Source organism: Neoroseomonas oryzicola (genome assembly GCF_012163135.1).
Classification (GTDB): domain Bacteria; phylum Pseudomonadota; class Alphaproteobacteria; order Acetobacterales; family Acetobacteraceae; genus Neoroseomonas; species Neoroseomonas oryzicola.
On the sequence record NZ_JAAVUP010000001.1, the window covers coordinates 292088 to 308281 of the forward strand.

Sequence of the window (16194 nt, forward strand, 5' to 3'; positions counted from 1 at the left end):
GCACGATCCATGGACATCCCGCCCGACCGCACCGCGATCGCCGGAACGATCTCGGACGCCAACCCGATGGGCACCGACGGCTTCGAGTTCGTCGAGTTCACCGGCCCCGACATCGCGCAGCTGGAAGGCGTCTTCGCCGCCATGGGATTCGCCCCGGTCGCGCGGCACCGCTCGAAGCAGGTGACGCTGTGGCGACAGGGGGAGGTGAACTTCGTCCTGAACGCCGAGCCGACCTCCTTCGCCCAGGGCTTCGCGCGTGTGCACGGGGCGTCCTGCTGCGCCATCGCCTTCCGCGTCGCCGATGCCTCCGCGGCCTTCCAGCGGGCCGTGACCCTCGGCGCACGGCCCTTCCATGGCCGCGTCGGGCCGATGGAACTGAACATCCCGGCCATCGAGGGCATCGGCGGCAGCCTGATCTACTTCGTCGACCGCTACGGGCCGAAGGGCTCGATCTGGGATGTCGATTTCCGTCCTATCCCCGGCGCGGATCCGAACCCGAAGGGCGCGGGCCTGACGGTGATCGACCACCTGACGCACAACGTCCATCGCGGCCGCATGGATGCCTGGGCCGGCTTCTACGAACGGCTCTTCAATTTCCGCGAGATCCGCTACTTCGACATCGAGGGCAAACTGACCGGCCTGAAGTCCAAGGCCATGACCAGTCCCTGCGGCCAGATCCGCATCCCGATCAACGAGAGCAGCGACGACAGGTCGCAGATCGAGGAATACCTGCGTGCCTACAACGGCGAGGGCATCCAGCACATCGCCATGGGCGCGCACGACATCCACGCCTCGGTCGAGGCGCTGCGCGACAAGGGCGTCCGCTTCCTCGACACGCCCGACACCTATTACGAGCTGCTGCCGCAGCGCCTGCCGGACACCGGGGAGGACATGGCGCGGCTCGCGGCCAACCGCATCCTGATGGACGGCTCGCCCTCGGGCGGGCGGCTGCTTCAGATCTTCACCGGCACGGTGATCGGGCCGATCTTCTTCGAGCTCATCCAGCGCAAGGGCGACCAGGGCTTCGGCGAGGGCAACTTCCGCGCCCTGTTCGAATCCATCGAGCTCGACCAGGTCCGCCGCGGCGTGCTGAAGCCGGCGGCGGAATAACCGACCTCAGCGCGACGTCGCCGGGTTCTGCCCGGTCAGGTCGCGATAGAGCCGGTTCTCTGTCTGCGCATCCTGCGCCGGGGTGTTGGCCGGCGGTGGCGGGGCGGCCGAAGTCGGCGCGTTCGGGTTCTGCCCCGTCAGGTCGCGGAAGACCTGGTTCAGCGTCTGGTCGTCCTGTCGCTGCTGCGCCTGGCCGGGCGCGATGCCGAGGGCGCGCTCGCGCTGCTGCACCGCGGCCGGGTTCGGCTCGCGCTCGCTGCGCGGGGTCGGCAGCGTCTGCGCCATGGCCGGCGCGATGCCGCAGGCGGCGGCAAGCAGCAGGGCAGCCAGGGTGTGTCGCATGGGGATCTCCGTCGTGATCCCCAGCCTAACGCGCCAGGCCTGCCCGCGGAAACCGGATGCCGCGCTGCACGATCCGCGGGCAGGGGTGGAGGCGGGTTGTGCAGTGCACGCCCGCCGCGGGCCGGAAGCCGCCCTCCGGGGTCTTGCGCCGCCGGGGCGAACGGGGCTTCTTCTGCCCATGAGGTCGTCCATGCCAGCCGCCGCCGGAGGCGCCCGGTGACCACGGTTCTCGAGGTCTCGGGCCTGACGCTCGACTTCCGCCAGGATGGGCGGAACCTGCGCGTGCTCGACGGCGTGTCCTTCCGCGTCGAGGCCGGGCGGACGCTCGCCATCGTCGGCGAATCCGGCTGCGGCAAGTCGGTCACCTCGCTCGCCGTGATGGGTCTGCTGCCCGGCACGGCACGGGTCGGGGGCGCCATCCGGCTCGGCGGGCGTGAACTCACCGCGCTGTCGGCCGAGGAGCGCCGGAAGCTCCGCGGCGGCGAGATGGCGATGATCTTCCAGGAGCCGATGACCAGCCTGAACCCCGCCTTCACCGCGGGCGAGCAGGTGGCCGAGGCGCTGCGCCTGCACCAGGGCCTCGACCAGGGGGCGGCCTTCGCGGAGGCGGTGCGGATGCTCGATCGCGTCCGCATCCCGGACGCGGCGCGACGCGCCCGGCAGTATCCGCACCAGCTCTCGGGCGGGATGCGCCAGCGCGTGATGATCGCGATGGCGCTCGCCTGCCGCCCGCGCCTGCTGATCGCGGACGAGCCCACCACCGCGCTCGACGTCACCGTGCAGGCGCAGATCCTGTCGCTGCTCGATGAGATGAAGCGCGAGACGGGCACGGCGGTGATCCTGGTGACGCATGACCTCGGCGTCGTCGCCGACCACGCGGACGAGGTCGCGGTCATGTATGCCGGCCGCATCGCGGAGCAGGCAGCGGCCGCAACGCTCTTCGCCTCGCCCGAGCATCCCTACACCGCCGGCCTGCTCGGCGCAGCGCCGGGGGAGGGGGCGCGCGGCGAGCGCCTCGCCAGCATCGAGGGCACCGTGCCCGACCTGCGCAACCCGCCGCCCGGCTGCCGCTTCGCGCCGCGCTGCCCCTTCGCGATCGTGCACTGCCACAACGAGGCACCGCCGCTCGCCGAGGTTGCGCCCGGCCACGTCTCGGCCTGCTGGCGCGCGCCGCTCGACGGCGTACTGGCGGCGGCATGAGCGCGCTCCTCGAAGCCGAGGGCCTAGTCAAGCGCTTCCCGGTGCGCGACGCGCTCGGGCGGCGGGCGGGGGCCGTGCATGCGGTCGACGGCGTCTCGCTGAGCGTCGCTCAGGGCGAGGTCCTCGGCATCGTCGGCGAGTCCGGCTGCGGCAAGTCCACGCTCGGGCGCCTGCTGCTGAACCTGATCACGCCCGATGCCGGCACGGTGCGCTTCTCCGGGGATGACCTCACGCGGCTCTCTGCCTCCGCGCTGCGCGCCCGTCGGCGCGACATGCAGCTGATCTTCCAGGATCCCTTCGCGAGCCTCGATCCGCGCATGACGGTGGAACAGGCGGTGGCCGAGCCGCTGCGCCTGCACCGCATCGTGCCGCGGGCGCAGGAACGCGACCGCGTGGCGGAACTGCTGTCCCGCGTCGGGCTGCGGCCGGAACTCGCGCGGCGCTGGCCGCACGAATTCTCGGGCGGGCAGCGGCAGCGCATCGCCATCGCCCGCGCGCTCGCCTCCCAGCCGAAGCTGATCATCGGCGACGAGCCGGTCAGCGCGCTCGACGTCAGCGTGCAGGCGCAGGTGGTGAACCTGCTGTCGGACCTGATCCGCGACCTCGGCCTGACCTTCGTGCTGATCAGCCACGACCTCGGCGTGGTGCGCCACGTCGCGGACCGGGTGGCGGTGATGTATCTCGGCCGCATCGTGGAACAGGGGCCGGCGGAAGACGTTCTCTCGGCGCCGAAGCATCCCTACACCCGCGCGCTGCTCGCCGCCGTGCCGGGCCATGGCGCCAAGGCTCCGCCGATCGAGGGCGACGTGCCGTCCCCCATCGCGCCGCCGCCGGGCTGCCGCTTCCACACGCGCTGCCCCTTCGCGGTCGAGCGCTGCCGGACCGACCAGCCGGCCCTCGGGGACGGCCTGCACCGCGTCGCCTGCCACCTCGCGGATAGCCTGCCGCCACCCGCGACGCGCCCCGACCGCCTCGCCGGCGGCGAGCGCCTGCGCCGCCTGCAATCCTTCTTCCGGGCCCCAGGCCCGCTTCCGGGAGCACCAGCATGAGAACGACGATCAAGGCCATCCTGGCCGCGGCCGCGGCGGTCATCCCCGTGCTCGCCACCGTCGCGCCCGCCAGCGCGCAGAACCTGCGCATCGGCCTGCGCGAGGATCCCGACATCCTCGACCCGACCCTGTCGCGCACCTATGTCGGGCGCATCGTCTACATGGCGCTGTGCGACAAGCTGTTCGACATCAACGAACGGCTCGAGGTCGTGCCCCAGCTCGCCACCGGCTATCGCTGGGAGAACCCGACGACCCTCATCATCACGCTGCGCGAGGGCGTGCGCTTCCACGACGGCGAGGTGATGGACGCCGAGGCGGTGCGCTATTCCATCGACCGCCACCTGACGATGCAGGGCTCCTTCCGCCGCTCCGAGATCTCGGAGGTCGACCGCGTCGAGGTGGTCGATCCGCGGACCGTGCGCATCGTGCTGAAGTCGCCGTCCGCTTCCTTCCTTTCGGCGCTGACCGACCGCGCCGGCATGATCGTCAGTCCCAAGGCGGCCGAGGCGCTGGGGCGCAACTTCGGCACGCGGCCCGTCTGCGCCGGCCCCTTCCGCTTCGTAGAGCGCGTCGCGCAGGAACGCATCGTCGTCGAGCGCTTCCGCGAATACTGGGATGCGGCGAACATCCACTTCGACCGCGTCACCTACCTGCCCATCCCGGACAATACCGTGCGCCTCGCCAACCTACAGTCCGGCGCGGTCGAGTTCGTCGAGCGCATGGAGCCCGACGACATGAAGACCATCCAGCGCGCGCGCAACCTGCGCGCCGTCGCGGTGGACGAGCTCGGCTACCAGGGCATCACCATCAACATCGGCAACGGGGAACGCGCGAACACCCCGCTCGGCCGCGATGCGCGGGTGCGCCAGGCCTTCGAGCTGTCGATCGACCGCGCCGCCATCAACCAGGTCGTCTATGAGGGGATGTACACGCCGACGCGGCAGCCTTTCCCGCCGGCCAACCCCTTCCATGTGCGCGACTTCCCGCCGACCCAGCGCGACGTCGCCCGCGCCCGCGCCCTGCTGCGCGAGGCCGGCGTCACCACGCCCCTCGCGGTCGAGATGACCGTCCCGAACAACCCCGACCTGCGCCAGGTCGGCGAGGTCATCCAGTCCATGGCCGCCGAGGCCGGCTTCGCCGTCACGCTGCGGGCGATGGAATTCGCGTCCTCCCTGCAGGCGGCGACGCGCGGGGAGTTCCAGACCTACCTGGTCGGCTGGTCCGGTCGCGTCGATCCGGACGGCAACATCACCACCTTCAGCCGGACCGGCGGCGGCCAGAACGACGGCCGCTACTCGAACCCCGAGGTCGACCGCCTGCTCGACGCCGCGCGGGTTGAACTGGACGTCGCGAAGCGCCGCGACCTTTATGCCCAGGCGGTGCGCATCGCCTTCGGGCAGGATGTCGGCCGCATCTACCTCTGGCACCGCAAGAACATCATGGCGCACAGCGCGCGGCTGACGGGCTACCGGCCGATCGCCGACGGCATGATCCGCCTGCAGGGCATGCGGCTGCAGTAGGATGGGCATCTGGCTGCTGCGCCGGGTGGGGCAGGTGATCCCCACCCTCCTGATCCTGTCGATCCTGATCTTCGGGCTGCAGCAGCTCATGCCCGGCGACCCGGCCGTGATCCTGGCCGGGGAGGAACGCGGCGACCCCGCCGTGCTCGCGCAGATCCGCGCCGAGCTCGGCCTCGACCGGCCGATCTGGCAGCAATACCTGCTGTGGATGGGCAAGGTGCTGACTGGGGATTTCGGCTTCTCCTGGCGCATCCGCGTGCCGGTGTCCGAACTCATCCTCACCAAGCTGCCGGTGACCTTCCAGCTGGCGTCGATGGCCTTCATCATCGCCATCCTGATCGGCGTGCCGCTCGGCATCCTCTCCGCGGTGCGCAAGGACACGCCGTCGGACTGGGCCGCCAACGGCGCAGCACTGTTCGGCGTCTCCACGCCGAACTTCTGGCTCGGGATCATGATGATCCTGCTGTTCAGCGTGGAACTCGGCTGGCTGCCGCCCTCGGGCTACGTACCGCTGTTCGAGGACCCGGTGCAGTCGCTCTCGACCACCATCATGCCGGCCTTCGTGCTCGGCACGGGCGTCGCCTCGGTTCTGATGCGCCACACCCGCGCGGCGATGCTGACGGCGTTGTCGCAGGACTATGTCCGCACCGCGCGTGCGAAGGGGCTGAAGGAGCGTGTCGTGATCTGGAAGCACGCGCTGCGCAACGCGCTGATCCCGGTCGTGACGCTCGGCGCCATCGAGTTCGGGCGCCTTCTGGCCGGCGCCGTCCTGACCGAGCAGATCTTCACCATCCCGGGCTTCGGCAAGCTGATCGTCGATGCGGTGTTCAACCGCGACTATCCGGTGGTGCAGGGGGTGGTGATGGCGACGGCGCTGATCTTCGTGACGCTCTCGCTGCTGACGGACCTGCTCTACATGGCCATCAATCCGCGGCTGAGGAACGCCTAGATGGCGTTGTTTTCGTTTGGCCTCAGGCGCCGGCGCCGCCATCCGGCGGCTTGGCTTGCGCGCCATGGACTGGCACGCCGGCGAACGCGGGCGGTCTGGGCGCGGTCGCGCCTTGCGCTCCCGGCCCGATGCGGGGCATCGGGCCGCCAGGAAGTGTCGGGGAGGGCGGCATGAGCGCTTCCACCGCGCCCACGGCCCTGCCGGCCGCCGAAAGCCCGACGCGGCGCGCCATCAAGCGCTTCCTGCGACATCGCCTGGCCGTCTTCGGCCTGGTCGTGGTGGTGCTGTTCGTGGCGGTGGCGATCCTCGCCCCGCTGATCGCGCCCTACGACCCGCTCCAGACCTCCTGGTCGCGCATCCGCAAGCCGCCCTCCTTCGACCATTGGATGGGCACGGACGAGAACGGGCGCGACGTGCTCTCCCGCGTCATCTGGGGGGCACGCGCATCGATGATGGCGGGCGTCATCTCGGTGCTCGGGGCGCTCGCCATCGGTGTGCCGCTCGGGCTGCTCGCGGGGCTCGCCGGCGGCTGGGTGGATGCGGTGATCTCCCGCGTCGCGGATGCGATGCTGTCCGTGCCCTTCCTGATCCTCGCCATCGCGCTCGCCGCCTTCCTCGGCCCGGCGCTCGAGAATGCGATGATCGCCATCGCCGTCACCGCATCCCCGGTCTTCGTGCGCCTGTCGCGCGGCATGGCGCTGGATGCCAAGGCGACCGACTGGATCGAGGCCGCGCGAGCCCTCGGCAACCCGCCCTGGCGCACCGCCTTCGTCCATGTCCTGCCCAACATCGTCCCGCCACTGCTCGTGCAGGCGTCGCTCGCCATCGCCGAGGCGATCATCGCGGAAGCCGCGCTGTCCTTCCTCGGCCTCGGCATGCAGCCGCCGAACCCGTCCTGGGGGTCGATGCTCAATTCATCGCAACGCTTCCTGACCCAGGCGCCCTGGCTCTCGATCTTTCCCGGCGTCACCATCATGATCGTCGTGCTGGCCTTCAACCTGATGGGGGATGGGCTGCGGGACGCGCTGGACCCCCGCGCCGACAAGACATGATCGAACTTCGCGAGGCGCCCGGCTCCCTTCCGCGCGGGCGCCGCATCTACGCCATCGGCGACATCCACGGCACCGCGGCCAGGCTGCGCGACCTGCATGCGCGGATCGCCGAGGACCTCCGCGCGCGCCCGGTCGCCTCGGCGCTGCTGCTCCACCTTGGCGACTATGTCGACAAGGGCACCCATAGCCGCGACGTGGTCGACTACCTGATCGAGGAAGACCCGGTTCCCGGCCTCGACATGCTGAACCTCACCGGCAACCACGAGGAGACGATGCTCGCCGCGCTCGAGGGCGACGGCGCGGCGGCCGCCGACTGGCTGTGGGGCGGGGGGCGGGCGACGCTCGAATCCTGGGGCATCGACCCCGAGGCCCCGCGCGACGCCTGGGGACAACACTTCACCGCGCCGCAGATGCGCTTCCTGCGCCGGCTGCACCTGCATCACCAGGAAGGCGGCTACCTGTTCGTCCATGCCGGCATCCGGCCCGGCATCCCGCTCGAGGACCAGTCGCGCGAGGACCTTCTGCGCATCCGGCACGACTTCCTGGGCTCGGAGCGCGACCACGGCGTCGTCGTCGTCCATGGCCACACGGCGGGCTTCAACCCGGTGGTGCGGGACAACCGCATCTGCCTCGACACCGCGGCCTGGTCGGGCGGGCCGCTGACCTGCGGCGTGTTCGAAGGCGACCGCGTCGGCTTCCTGCAGGCCTGATCAGCCGCGGCGCACGGGCCCGACCGCGATGGTCGCGTCGGGGTCGTCGCCGGGCGCCTGCAGGAAGGACAGGTCCATCGCGTAAGGCGAGTTCGGGTCGCCCGGGTCGAACTGGATGTTCACCGTCGTCATCTGGCGCATCTGCGGTACCGGGTCGAAGGGCAAAGGCGGGCTCTCGAACAGGCGCGGCACGCCGCTGCGCGGGTCCTGCCAGCGCGCCTGGAGGATCCATTGCGTCGCGTGCCCCGCGCCTTCGCGCCGCAGCCCGACCAGCGGGACGGCGAAGGTCATCATGTTGCCCCCGGCCGCCGGCACCGTGCCTGGCAGCGCCACCGCGCCCGCCTTGCCCGAGATCCGCAGCGCCACGCTCGCGATCAGCGCGAAGACCAGCCCCATGCCGCCGAGCAGCGTCGCGACGAACCAGCTTTCCATGAAGCCGGTCATCTGCGCGTGGTCCGGGTGCGCCGGGTCGTAGCGCACGCGCACCACGTCGCCCACGCGGCAGCAGGGCGGATTGGAGGAGACGCCGCCCTCGACCCGGATCTCCTTGCCCTCGGGCAGGCGGAAGACGAAGACCGGCTTGTAGGTGACCGAACTGCGGCCGTCCCGGTCGCGGCTGCTGCTGCGGAGCATCTCCACCACGCGCCCGTCGGTCTCCACCGCGATGCGGCGGAACTTCACCTCGGTCCAGATCGCGAAGCCGGAACCGACGAGCAGCCCGATCCCGACCAGCAGCAGCAGGCTGCCGATGATCTTTGGCACCTTGCTGCCCGGCCGCAGCGTGCGCGTCGTCGTGGTGGTGGTCGTGATCTGCATCGGCGCGTCCCTTCCGCCCCGGCGGCCACTCTGGCGGCAAGCGCCGGGGAAGGCGAGGGGGCGGTCAGCCGGGTTGTGACGTCTTGTGCACCGCGAGCGCCATCAGCCGCCGGTCGCGCCAGGCCGATCGATCGCCGATCGCGTCCTTCGCCAGCATCCCGCGCCGCGCCGCGGCCACCTTCGCGACCGTCTCGGCGTCGTAGAGGAAGGGCGTCTGTTCCTCGGTGATGCCGCCCATCAGCGGGCCGAAGCGCGCCGCGTAGTCCGCGACGCCCCCCGGCGCATTGAGGTCGATGGTCTCGAAGGGCCCCATGAAGGACCAGCGCAGGCCGAGACCCTCCTTCACGCAGGCATCGACGTCCTCGACGGACATCACCCCGTCGCGGACCATGCGGAAGGCCTCGGCGACGAGGGCCGCCTGCAGGCGGTTCAGCACGAAGCCGCGCGTCTCCTTCATGGCCGTCACGGGCACCTGGCCGACGCGCTCCATCAGCGCGCGGGTGCGCGCCACCACCGCCGGATCGGTCCAGGGCGCGCCGACCAGTTCGACCAGCGGCACCAGGTAGGGCGGGTTCACCGGATGGGCGACGAGGCAGCGGGCGCGCCCGGCCAGCCCCTCGGTGAAGGCGCTCGCAGGAATGCCCGAGGTCGAGGAGGCGAGCACCACCTCCGGCCTCGCCAGCGCGTCGAGCTTCGCGAAGGTCTCGCGCTTCACCTCGACGCGTTCGGGCCCGTTCTCCTGGACATGCGCCGCGCCGGCGAGGCAGTCCTCGAGCGTCGGCGCGACGGCGACGCGCGCGGCGATGACGTCGGGGGCTTCCTTCACCAGCCCGGCGGCGAACAGGTCCGCGAGCCGCGCCCGGATCACCCCCATCGCGGCGTCCGATGCGCCCGGCGCGGGGTCCCAGATGCGCACCTGATGCCCCGCCCGGGCGAAGACCATCGACCAGGCGCTGCCGATCAGCCCCGCGCCCACCACCGCAATCCGTTCCATCCGTCCTGGTCCTTTCCTCGTGCCCGGCTTGATCGGCCGGCCGTCGCGGGCGATCTAAGGCCGCGTGAGCGATCCGAGCAACGCACCCATCCCCGTCGCGCCGCCGACCGCCCCGCCGCCGGTGGGCACGCGGCTCATCGGCTTCTTCCTCCTCGCCGGCACCATGTGGATCGCGGGGCTGCTTGCCCTGTTCCGCGCGGTGATGGCGGTGGTGCCGACATGATCTCGGCCTTCTGGCGGCGCTGGCTGCTGCCCTTCAGCGCGCTGCCGCTGCTGCCGGCGACGCTGTTCAACCTGTTCGCCGGGCGGGAGGTGGCGCTGCTCGGCTGCCTGCTCGGCATCTTCCTGCCGCTGCTCGCGACCTGGCTGATGCGGCGCGGGCGGAAGGGCGATGCGGCCCGCGCCGCGGTCGCGATGGGCGCTGCGGCGGCGATCGTCGCGGCACTGGGCGCGGGGGCCGGCCCCATCGCGGCGGTGCTCCTCGGCCTCGGCGCCTGGGGCGGCACAAGCCTGCTGTATGCCGAGATCCGGGAGGCGCCGGCCCCGGCCGAGCCCCCGCCGCCGCCCGGCCCGCGCCCGCTCGACGACGCCCGCGCGCGGCTCGCCCGCATCGGCGATGTCGCCGTGGATTTCCCGCGCCTGCGGCTCCTGCCGGTGGCCGCCGCCATCGCCGCCGTGCTGGACGAGTTCGAGCGCCGTCCCGAACGGCTCGCGGAGGCGAAGCGCTTCCTCGCCGTGAACCTCGACGGGCTCGAGCGGATCGCCGCCCGCCTGTCCGCCGGCGCCGAACCACCGCCCGGCCTCCCGGCGCTGCTCGCCGAGATGGAGGACGCCGCGACCAGCCTGCGCACCCGCCTGCGGGAGGAGGAGAGTGCGGCGCTCGCCGTCCAGGTGAAGGTGCTGGGCGACCGGCTGCGCGGCGAGGGCTTCGGGTGACCGCCCGCCATTCGATTGACGCTGATCAAGTCGCCGGCGTATCGGGAAGGCTAAAAGGTCGCTACGCATCGCCGATGCGCTGGGAGGTTGCCATGCTTCGTCGTTCCATCCTGCTCACCGTGCTTGCCGCCGCGGCCTGCGCCCCGGCCGCGCCGCCCCCGACCTTGCCGGCCGGCCCCTCGGGGACCGTGACCACGGACCCGATCACCGTCGCGCGGCAGAATGCGGCTGCCTTCTTCATGTCGCCGCAGGCCGGCAAGCCGGCCGAGGCCGCGCGCGCCATCGCCGATATCGAGTTCCTGGCCGGCGCCGTGCCGTCCGACCCGCGCTGGCAGAGCCAGAGCGGGAACGCGACGACTCAACTCGCCCAGGCCCGCAACGAGGCGCGTAGGGCACTCGGGATCGCGCCACAGGCTGGTGCGCAAGCCGTCATCGACGGGCTGATGTCCGCCGCGACGGCGCTCGAAGCCAACGACCGTCCTGGCGTGGCCCGTGCGTTGCCGCGCAATGTCTTCACGGCTGGGCCTGAGCAGACGGTTCGTCGGCTCGCGACGCCTCCCCGCATCCCGAGCGCGAGCGCCGCACTTTACGCGCTCGCCGCGGGAGGGGCCGCGAACCGCTAGGCGCCAGACGGCGGATTCGGAGGAATGCACTTGAGGCACCTTCGTGTTCCCGCGGGCCTTCTCATCCTGGGCTTGGCCGGATGCGGTCCGGTCGAGCCCCCCCCGACACTGCCGCCGGGACTGAGTTTGCAGCCCGGCCTCGTTACGCGTGATCCGGTCGTGGTGATCGGGCAGTCGGTTTCGGAGTTCTTCCGCGCGCCGCAGCCCGGCCAGCCCGAGGCCGCGGCGCGGGCCATCGCCGAGTTGGAATGGATGGCAGCCGTGGTGCCGAGCAATCCGCGCTGGCAAACCGCCAATGCCACGGCCCTGACTGCGCTGGCGCAGGCGCGCTTCGAGGCGCGCCGGGCGCTTGGCATCCCGCAGCGCGCGCCTGCCCAGCCGGTGATCAATGGGCTCGCGAGCGCGGCCTTTGCGATCACGGACAGCAATCCGGCGGAACTGGCGCGCGCGCTGCCGCAGTCCTTGTTCACGCTCGGGCCCGAGGGCACCGTGGCGGCGCTCTCCGCGCCGCCGGCGGTGCCGAGCGCGATGCTTGCCCTGGCCGGCCTCGCCCCTGGTCCACAGCCACGCCAGCCGCGCCGCTGAGAAGCGGACACGATCCGGCCCGATTGGCGCATCATCATCCCGCCATGACGCCTCTTCGCGCCTTGGTCCTGCTGCTGCCGCTCGGCGGCTGCGTCGTGGTGCAGCCGGTCCCCGTGCCGATCCCGCCCGCGCCGGTCTGCGAGGATCCGGCGACGGGCGCCGCCTATGGCGCGGCGCTCGGCGCCGGCATCGGGGCGATCGCCGGGTCGACCCAGGCCGATGCCGGGCGCGGCGCGCTGGTGGGGGCGGGGATCGGCGCCCTGGCCGGCGCGGCCCTCGCGGCGCAGCCCTGCGAATGAGGCGATGCGGCGCGTGCTGACATGGCTCGGCGTCATCGCCGCCATCCCGCTGCTGCTGGTCGGCGCGCTCTGGCTCGGGCAGGAGCGCATGATCTTCCTGCCGGACGACCGCGTCATCGCCGCTTCGCCCGGATGGACTCGCGAGACGCTGCGCGCCCCGGACGGCACCGACCTCGCCTTCCTCGCCGCGGAAGGATCGCCGGCCCGTCCAGTCATCCTGCATTTCCACGGCAATGGCGGGAATGCAGCGGACCGGGCCGACCTCGGCGATGTGCTGCGCAACCTCGGCTTCGGCGTCGTCCTCGCGGAATACCGGGGCTACGGGGGCAATGCGGGCCGGCCGGGCGAAGCCGCCATCGCCGCCGATGCGGCCGCCTACCTCGCCTGGGTCCAGGCGCGCTTTTCGGGACGGCGGCTTATCCTTTGGGGCGAGAGCCTCGGCACGGCGGTCGTGACGCGGCTTGCCGAAGGGCGCGGGGACATCGCGGCGGTGGTGCTGGAAAGCCCCTTCACCTCGATCGCCGACATCGCGCGCGGGATGTATCCGCTGGTGCCGACGGACCACCTGCTGCGGCATCGCTTCGAGAGCCTGCCGCGCGTGGCGGGGCTGCGCGCGCCGCTGCTCGTCATCGCGACCGAGGAGGACCGCATCACGCCCGCCGCCCATGCGCGCCTGATGGCCGAGGCCGGCCGGGGACGGCTGCTGCTGCTGCCCGGCGGTGCGCATCCCGCCGTGCTGAACGATGCGAGCGGGCAGGGGCTGCGCGCCGTGCTCGACTTCCTCGCAACGATCCCGCGCAACTGAGACGGGCATCGCGCGCACCTTGACCCGCCCGCCGCCAGGCGGTCGGATGGCACCTCTGCAAGACCAACCGGAGGAAGTGCCATGCGGGCCTGGGCCGTCGTCGAAACCGGAAAGCCGCTCAAGGAAATCGAACTGCCGACGCCCGAGCCGACCGGCAAGCAGGTGCTGCTCGAGATCACCCACGCCGGCGTCTGCCATTCCGACCTGCACATCTGGGAAGGCGAGTACGACCTCGGGTCGCGCGGCAAGATGCGCCTGACGGATCGCGGCGTGGTGCTGCCGCTCGCCATGGGCCACGAGATCGTCGGCAAGGTGCTGAAGTGGGGGGCCGAGGCGAATTCCGCGGGTCTCAAGGTCGGCGACCACATGATCGTCTTCCCCTGGGTCGGCTGCGGCAAATGCGCCGAATGCCTCGCGGATGAGGACAACATGTGCCGGGTTAAGCCGGCCTCGCTCGGCGTCTACCAGAATGGCGGTTACGCGACGCATGTCGTGGCCCCCGAGCCGCGGCACCTGGTGCCGCTGGGCAACCTCGATCCGTCGCTCGCGGCGACCTATGCCTGTTCCGGCATCACGGTGTTCAGCGCCATCAACAAGGTGATGCCGATGCCGCCCGATGACCCGATCGTGCTGGTCGGCGCCGGCGGGCTCGGGCTCAACGCCATCGCGGTGCTGAAGGCGAAGGGGCATCGCCGCATCGTCGTGGTCGACGTCGCGCAGTCGAAGCTGGATGCGGCGAAGAAGGAAGGGGCCACCGACACCGTGCTCGCCGACGGCCCCGACACGGCGAAGAAGATCGTCGAGGCGGCGGGCGGCCAGGTCGGCGCCATCGTTGACCTGGTGAACGGCACCGATACCTCGCGCTTCGCCTTCGACGCGCTGCGCAAGGGCGGCAAGCTGGTGCAGGTCGGGCTGTTCGGCGGCGAGATGAACATCCCGCTGCCGCTGATGCCGATCCGCGCGCTCACCATCCAGGGCTCCTATGTCGGGAACGTGAAGGAGCTGCGCGAACTGGTGGGCATCGCGCAATCGGGCAAGCTGCCGGCGATCCCGATCACCAACATGCCGCTCAACCAGGCCGACGCCGCGCTGAACCGGCTGAAGGAAGGCAAGGTGGTCGGGCGCATCGTGCTGACGGCCTCGGCCGCCTGACACCGGCGCCCTCTGGGCGCGACGATCGGGACGGGGGGCTTCGGCCCCCCGTTGTCGTTTCAGCGCGACGGATAGGCCGCGCCGGTGACCGGGTCGCGCGCCGGGTCCGGCGTCGCGGCGATGCTGCGCTCGGCGCGCAGGCGTTCCTCCGGCGCGCCGTGCAGCTGGTCGGGCGGCGCGGCGCCCTCCGGATAGGCACCGACGACGAGGAGATCCTCGCTTGCTCCGAGGTTCCGGTGGCCGGTCCCGGCGGGCAGCACCGCGACGTCCCCGGCCGTAAGATCGAGCGTCACGCCGCCCTCGCCGCCGAGCATCACCCGCACCTCACCGGCGACGACCGCGAGCGCCTCATGCGCGTTCGAATGATAGTGGTGCCAGGCGTGGATGCCGTTGCGCCAGGCCGGGCGCCAACCATGGCCGCGGAACAGCGCCTCGGCGGCCTCGGGCGCGCCCGGCGGCACGACGCCGCGATGGAGCAGCACCGGCAGGCGCGGGTTGTTGGGGATCTCCGGCCCGGCAGGGAGGAAAAGCAACTCCGCGCCGTCCTTCCGGTGCTCGTGCATCCTGTCCCTTCCTTGCCGCGTGGAATGTCCATCCCCATGATGCGCGACCTCTGGGGAGAACAGCCAGCATGACCGACATCGCGCCGCTGCGCGACTTCATCCGCGACATGACCCAACTGGCCGAGCAGGGTGCGAGCGAGGCCCGCTGGCTGACCGAGGGTGCCGCGCTGCTGCGTCGCCTGATCGCGACCGACGCCTGGCTGCCGGAGGATTGCGCCGCGGCCGGTCCGCGCTACCGGCAATACCTGCTGCATTGCGATCCGCTGGAACGCTTCTGCGTCGTCTCCTTCGTCTGGGGCCCGGGCCAGAAGACGCCGGTGCACAACCACACCGTCTGGGGCCTGGTGGGCATGCTGCGCGGGGCGGAGATCTCGACCGAGATGCGCCCCGGCGCGCCGATGACGCCCGGCCAGGTGGATCACCTGAAGGAAGGGGAGGTCGTCGCCGTCTCGGCCGACACCTACGACATCCATGTGGTCGAGAATGCGCTGGCGGACCGTGCGAGCATCTCGATCCACGTCTATGGCGGGAACATCGGCGCGATCGCGCGCTCGGTCTTCGATCCGACGACGGGGGCCACGAAGCGCTTCATCTCCGGCTACGACAACGCGGCGGTGCCGAACCTGTGGGACCGCAGCAAGGAGATGGCGGCGGCCTGAAACGCAAAGGGCCGCCCCGTCGCCAGGGCGGCCCTTGCTGCGCGAGGGGATGCGCGATCAGCGGCGGTTGCTGCGCCCGCGGCTCGCCGGCGCCTCGGCCACTTCCTCGAGGGCCTGGCGCGACGCGCTCGCATACACTGTGCCGCCGGTGTCCGGGCGGTTGTGGATGAAGCCCTGCGCCGCGTAGACGCGGCCGTAATTCTCGTTCGAGTAGCCGACCTGCACGCGCACCTGCGTCCAGTCATTGTTCGGCGAGGCGTCGATCACCGACACGCCGTGCATGATCGAGCCGCGGCGGATGCCCGGGCCGCCCCAATTGGCGTGGTGGATCAGGATCTCGCGCGGGGAGACGACGCGCTCCACGACGGCGACGTGGCCGGCGCGCATGCCGCCCGAACCCGGGAAGGCGAGGATGGAGCCGACCTCGGGGCGGTTGCTGCGGGCATAGAGGCCGGCGGCGTTGTACCACCACTGCCCGCCATTGCCGCTGATCGTCATGCCCGTGACCTGGCGCGCATACGGCACGCAGGAGACGCCGCCACCGTAGCCGTAGGCGCCGGCATAGGCCGAACGCCCGCCGCCGCGGCGCGCCGCCTGGCGGTTGCCGGCGTGGGCTGCGGCGACGGCATGGCCGCGCTGGCCGCCGGTACGGGCCGTGGCGTTGGCCGCGGGCCTTGCGGAACTGGGCGCCGAGGCGGCGCGTGCCGATGTCTTGCCGTTTCGGGTGTCCGTCGTCCGGGCCGTGGCGTCCTGCGCCATCATGCCGAAGCCGCCGAACAGAATCGCCAAGGCGATCGCCGCGCGCTTTGCCTTCATGTGCCCCCTGTGCC

The 16194-nt window shown here is 71.7% G+C and carries 20 protein-coding genes; 15 read left to right on the forward strand and 5 right to left on the reverse strand.

Features of this window, described 5'->3' with window-relative positions; genetic code table 11:
• The first annotated feature begins 9 nt into the window (after positions 1-9).
• Positions 10-1110, forward strand: a complete 1101-nt coding sequence (gene hppD / locus GWK15_RS01415; protein WP_209441967.1) for a 4-hydroxyphenylpyruvate dioxygenase — start codon at positions 10-12, stop codon at positions 1108-1110.
• A 6-nt stretch (positions 1111-1116) separates the two neighbouring features.
• Here hppD and GWK15_RS01420 read toward each other — a convergent pair whose 3' ends face one another.
• Positions 1117-1452, reverse strand: a complete 336-nt coding sequence (locus GWK15_RS01420) for a hypothetical protein (protein ID WP_168038339.1) — start codon at positions 1450-1452, stop codon at positions 1117-1119.
• Between the two features lie 216 nt (positions 1453-1668).
• On the opposite strand from GWK15_RS01420, the gene GWK15_RS01425 reads away from it, so the two are divergent.
• The 6 genes from GWK15_RS01425 (at position 1669) to GWK15_RS01450 (ending at position 7932) form a co-directional block, all read left to right on the forward strand.
• Positions 1669-2652, forward strand: a complete 984-nt coding sequence (locus GWK15_RS01425) for an oligopeptide/dipeptide ABC transporter ATP-binding protein (protein WP_168038341.1) — start codon at positions 1669-1671, stop codon at positions 2650-2652.
• On the forward strand, positions 2649-3701 hold the full coding sequence (locus tag GWK15_RS01430) for an ABC transporter ATP-binding protein (RefSeq protein ID WP_168038343.1): 1053 nt from the start codon (positions 2649-2651) through the stop codon (positions 3699-3701). Before GWK15_RS01425 ends, GWK15_RS01430 begins: the two co-directional genes overlap by 4 nt.
• On the forward strand, positions 3698-5221 hold the full coding sequence (locus GWK15_RS01435) for an ABC transporter substrate-binding protein (RefSeq protein WP_168038345.1): 1524 nt from the start codon (positions 3698-3700) through the stop codon (positions 5219-5221). Before GWK15_RS01430 ends, GWK15_RS01435 begins: the two co-directional genes overlap by 4 nt.
• A 1-nt stretch (position 5222) precedes the next feature.
• Positions 5223-6170: an ABC transporter permease gene (locus GWK15_RS01440; RefSeq protein ID WP_168038347.1), complete on the forward strand. Its 948-nt coding sequence runs from the start codon at positions 5223-5225 to the stop codon at positions 6168-6170.
• A 170-nt stretch (positions 6171-6340) separates the two neighbouring features.
• The gene (locus GWK15_RS01445) at positions 6341-7222 is read left to right on the forward strand and encodes an ABC transporter permease (protein WP_168038349.1); all 882 of its coding nucleotides are present in this window, start codon (positions 6341-6343) and stop codon (positions 7220-7222) included.
• Positions 7219-7932 (forward strand): metallophosphoesterase, encoded by a 714-nt coding sequence (locus tag GWK15_RS01450; RefSeq protein WP_168038351.1) that lies wholly within the window; start codon positions 7219-7221, stop codon positions 7930-7932. The genes GWK15_RS01445 and GWK15_RS01450 overlap by 4 nt, the downstream gene beginning before the upstream one ends.
• On the opposite strand, the gene GWK15_RS01455 is transcribed toward GWK15_RS01450, so the two are convergent.
• Entirely contained in the window at positions 7933-8748 is an 816-nt protein-coding gene (locus GWK15_RS01455) for a DUF3592 domain-containing protein (RefSeq protein ID WP_168038353.1), read from the reverse strand.
• Between the two features lie 64 nt (positions 8749-8812).
• Positions 8813-9742 (reverse strand): 3-hydroxyacyl-CoA dehydrogenase, encoded by a 930-nt coding sequence (locus tag GWK15_RS01460; RefSeq protein ID WP_168038355.1) that lies wholly within the window; start codon positions 9740-9742, stop codon positions 8813-8815.
• Between the two features lie 64 nt (positions 9743-9806).
• On the opposite strand from GWK15_RS01460, the gene GWK15_RS01465 reads away from it, so the two are divergent.
• The 7 genes from GWK15_RS01465 (at position 9807) to GWK15_RS01495 (ending at position 14142) form a co-directional block, all read left to right on the forward strand.
• The gene (locus GWK15_RS01465) at positions 9807-9965 is read left to right on the forward strand and encodes a hypothetical protein (RefSeq protein WP_168038357.1); all 159 of its coding nucleotides are present in this window, start codon (positions 9807-9809) and stop codon (positions 9963-9965) included.
• Entirely contained in the window at positions 9962-10678 is a 717-nt protein-coding gene (locus tag GWK15_RS01470; protein ID WP_168038359.1) for a hypothetical protein, read from the forward strand. Before GWK15_RS01465 ends, GWK15_RS01470 begins: the two co-directional genes overlap by 4 nt.
• The gene (locus GWK15_RS01475) at positions 10675-11301 is read left to right on the forward strand and encodes a hypothetical protein (protein ID WP_168038361.1); all 627 of its coding nucleotides are present in this window, start codon (positions 10675-10677) and stop codon (positions 11299-11301) included. Before GWK15_RS01470 ends, GWK15_RS01475 begins: the two co-directional genes overlap by 4 nt.
• Before the next feature lie 126 nt (positions 11302-11427).
• Positions 11428-11886, forward strand: coding sequence for a hypothetical protein (locus tag GWK15_RS01480; protein ID WP_168038363.1), 459 nt, complete (start codon positions 11428-11430; stop codon positions 11884-11886).
• A 44-nt stretch (positions 11887-11930) separates the two neighbouring features.
• On the forward strand, positions 11931-12185 hold the full coding sequence (locus GWK15_RS01485; protein WP_168038365.1) for a YMGG-like glycine zipper-containing protein: 255 nt from the start codon (positions 11931-11933) through the stop codon (positions 12183-12185).
• 4 nt (positions 12186-12189) lie between these two features.
• Complete coding sequence (locus GWK15_RS01490; RefSeq protein WP_168038367.1) at positions 12190-12990, forward strand: alpha/beta hydrolase; 801 nt, start codon at positions 12190-12192, stop codon at positions 12988-12990.
• An 81-nt stretch (positions 12991-13071) separates the two neighbouring features.
• A complete protein-coding gene (locus GWK15_RS01495; RefSeq protein WP_168038369.1) occupies positions 13072-14142 on the forward strand; it encodes an alcohol dehydrogenase in 1071 nt (356 codons plus the stop codon).
• A 59-nt stretch (positions 14143-14201) separates the two neighbouring features.
• Here GWK15_RS01495 and GWK15_RS01500 read toward each other — a convergent pair whose 3' ends face one another.
• Complete coding sequence (locus tag GWK15_RS01500) at positions 14202-14705, reverse strand: cupin domain-containing protein (protein WP_168038371.1); 504 nt, start codon at positions 14703-14705, stop codon at positions 14202-14204.
• A 68-nt stretch (positions 14706-14773) separates the two neighbouring features.
• Here GWK15_RS01500 and GWK15_RS01505 point away from each other — a divergent pair, with 68 nt between their 5' ends.
• A complete protein-coding gene (locus GWK15_RS01505) occupies positions 14774-15364 on the forward strand; it encodes a cysteine dioxygenase family protein (RefSeq protein WP_168038373.1) in 591 nt (196 codons plus the stop codon).
• 57 nt (positions 15365-15421) lie between these two features.
• On the opposite strand, the gene GWK15_RS01510 is transcribed toward GWK15_RS01505, so the two are convergent.
• A complete protein-coding gene (locus GWK15_RS01510) occupies positions 15422-16180 on the reverse strand; it encodes a CHAP domain-containing protein (protein WP_168038375.1) in 759 nt (252 codons plus the stop codon).
• Positions 16181-16194 lie beyond the last annotated feature (14 nt).

Excerpts from the sequence above, each read along its gene's own strand:
- hppD (WP_209441967.1), top strand. The coding sequence starts at position 10 with ATGGACATCCCGCCCGACCGCACCGCGATCGCCGGAACGATCTCGGAC.
- GWK15_RS01420 (WP_168038339.1), bottom strand. The coding sequence starts at position 1,452 with ATGCGACACACCCTGGCTGCCCTGCTGCTTGCCGCCGCCTGCGGCATC.
- GWK15_RS01430 (WP_168038343.1), top strand. The coding sequence starts at position 2,649 with ATGAGCGCGCTCCTCGAAGCCGAGGGCCTAGTCAAGCGCTTCCCGGTG.
- GWK15_RS01435 (WP_168038345.1), top strand. The coding sequence starts at position 3,698 with ATGAGAACGACGATCAAGGCCATCCTGGCCGCGGCCGCGGCGGTCATC.
- GWK15_RS01440 (WP_168038347.1), top strand. The coding sequence starts at position 5,223 with ATGGGCATCTGGCTGCTGCGCCGGGTGGGGCAGGTGATCCCCACCCTC.
- GWK15_RS01445 (WP_168038349.1), top strand. The coding sequence starts at position 6,341 with ATGAGCGCTTCCACCGCGCCCACGGCCCTGCCGGCCGCCGAAAGCCCG.
- GWK15_RS01450 (WP_168038351.1), top strand. The coding sequence starts at position 7,219 with ATGATCGAACTTCGCGAGGCGCCCGGCTCCCTTCCGCGCGGGCGCCGC.
- GWK15_RS01455 (WP_168038353.1), bottom strand. The coding sequence starts at position 8,748 with ATGCAGATCACGACCACCACCACGACGACGCGCACGCTGCGGCCGGGC.
- GWK15_RS01460 (WP_168038355.1), bottom strand. The coding sequence starts at position 9,742 with ATGGAACGGATTGCGGTGGTGGGCGCGGGGCTGATCGGCAGCGCCTGG.
- GWK15_RS01470 (WP_168038359.1), top strand. The coding sequence starts at position 9,962 with ATGATCTCGGCCTTCTGGCGGCGCTGGCTGCTGCCCTTCAGCGCGCTG.
- GWK15_RS01485 (WP_168038365.1), top strand. The coding sequence starts at position 11,931 with ATGACGCCTCTTCGCGCCTTGGTCCTGCTGCTGCCGCTCGGCGGCTGC.
- GWK15_RS01490 (WP_168038367.1), top strand. The coding sequence starts at position 12,190 with ATGCGGCGCGTGCTGACATGGCTCGGCGTCATCGCCGCCATCCCGCTG.
- GWK15_RS01495 (WP_168038369.1), top strand. The coding sequence starts at position 13,072 with ATGCGGGCCTGGGCCGTCGTCGAAACCGGAAAGCCGCTCAAGGAAATC.
- GWK15_RS01500 (WP_168038371.1), bottom strand. The coding sequence starts at position 14,705 with ATGCACGAGCACCGGAAGGACGGCGCGGAGTTGCTTTTCCTCCCTGCC.
- GWK15_RS01505 (WP_168038373.1), top strand. The coding sequence starts at position 14,774 with ATGACCGACATCGCGCCGCTGCGCGACTTCATCCGCGACATGACCCAA.
- GWK15_RS01510 (WP_168038375.1), bottom strand. The coding sequence starts at position 16,180 with ATGAAGGCAAAGCGCGCGGCGATCGCCTTGGCGATTCTGTTCGGCGGC.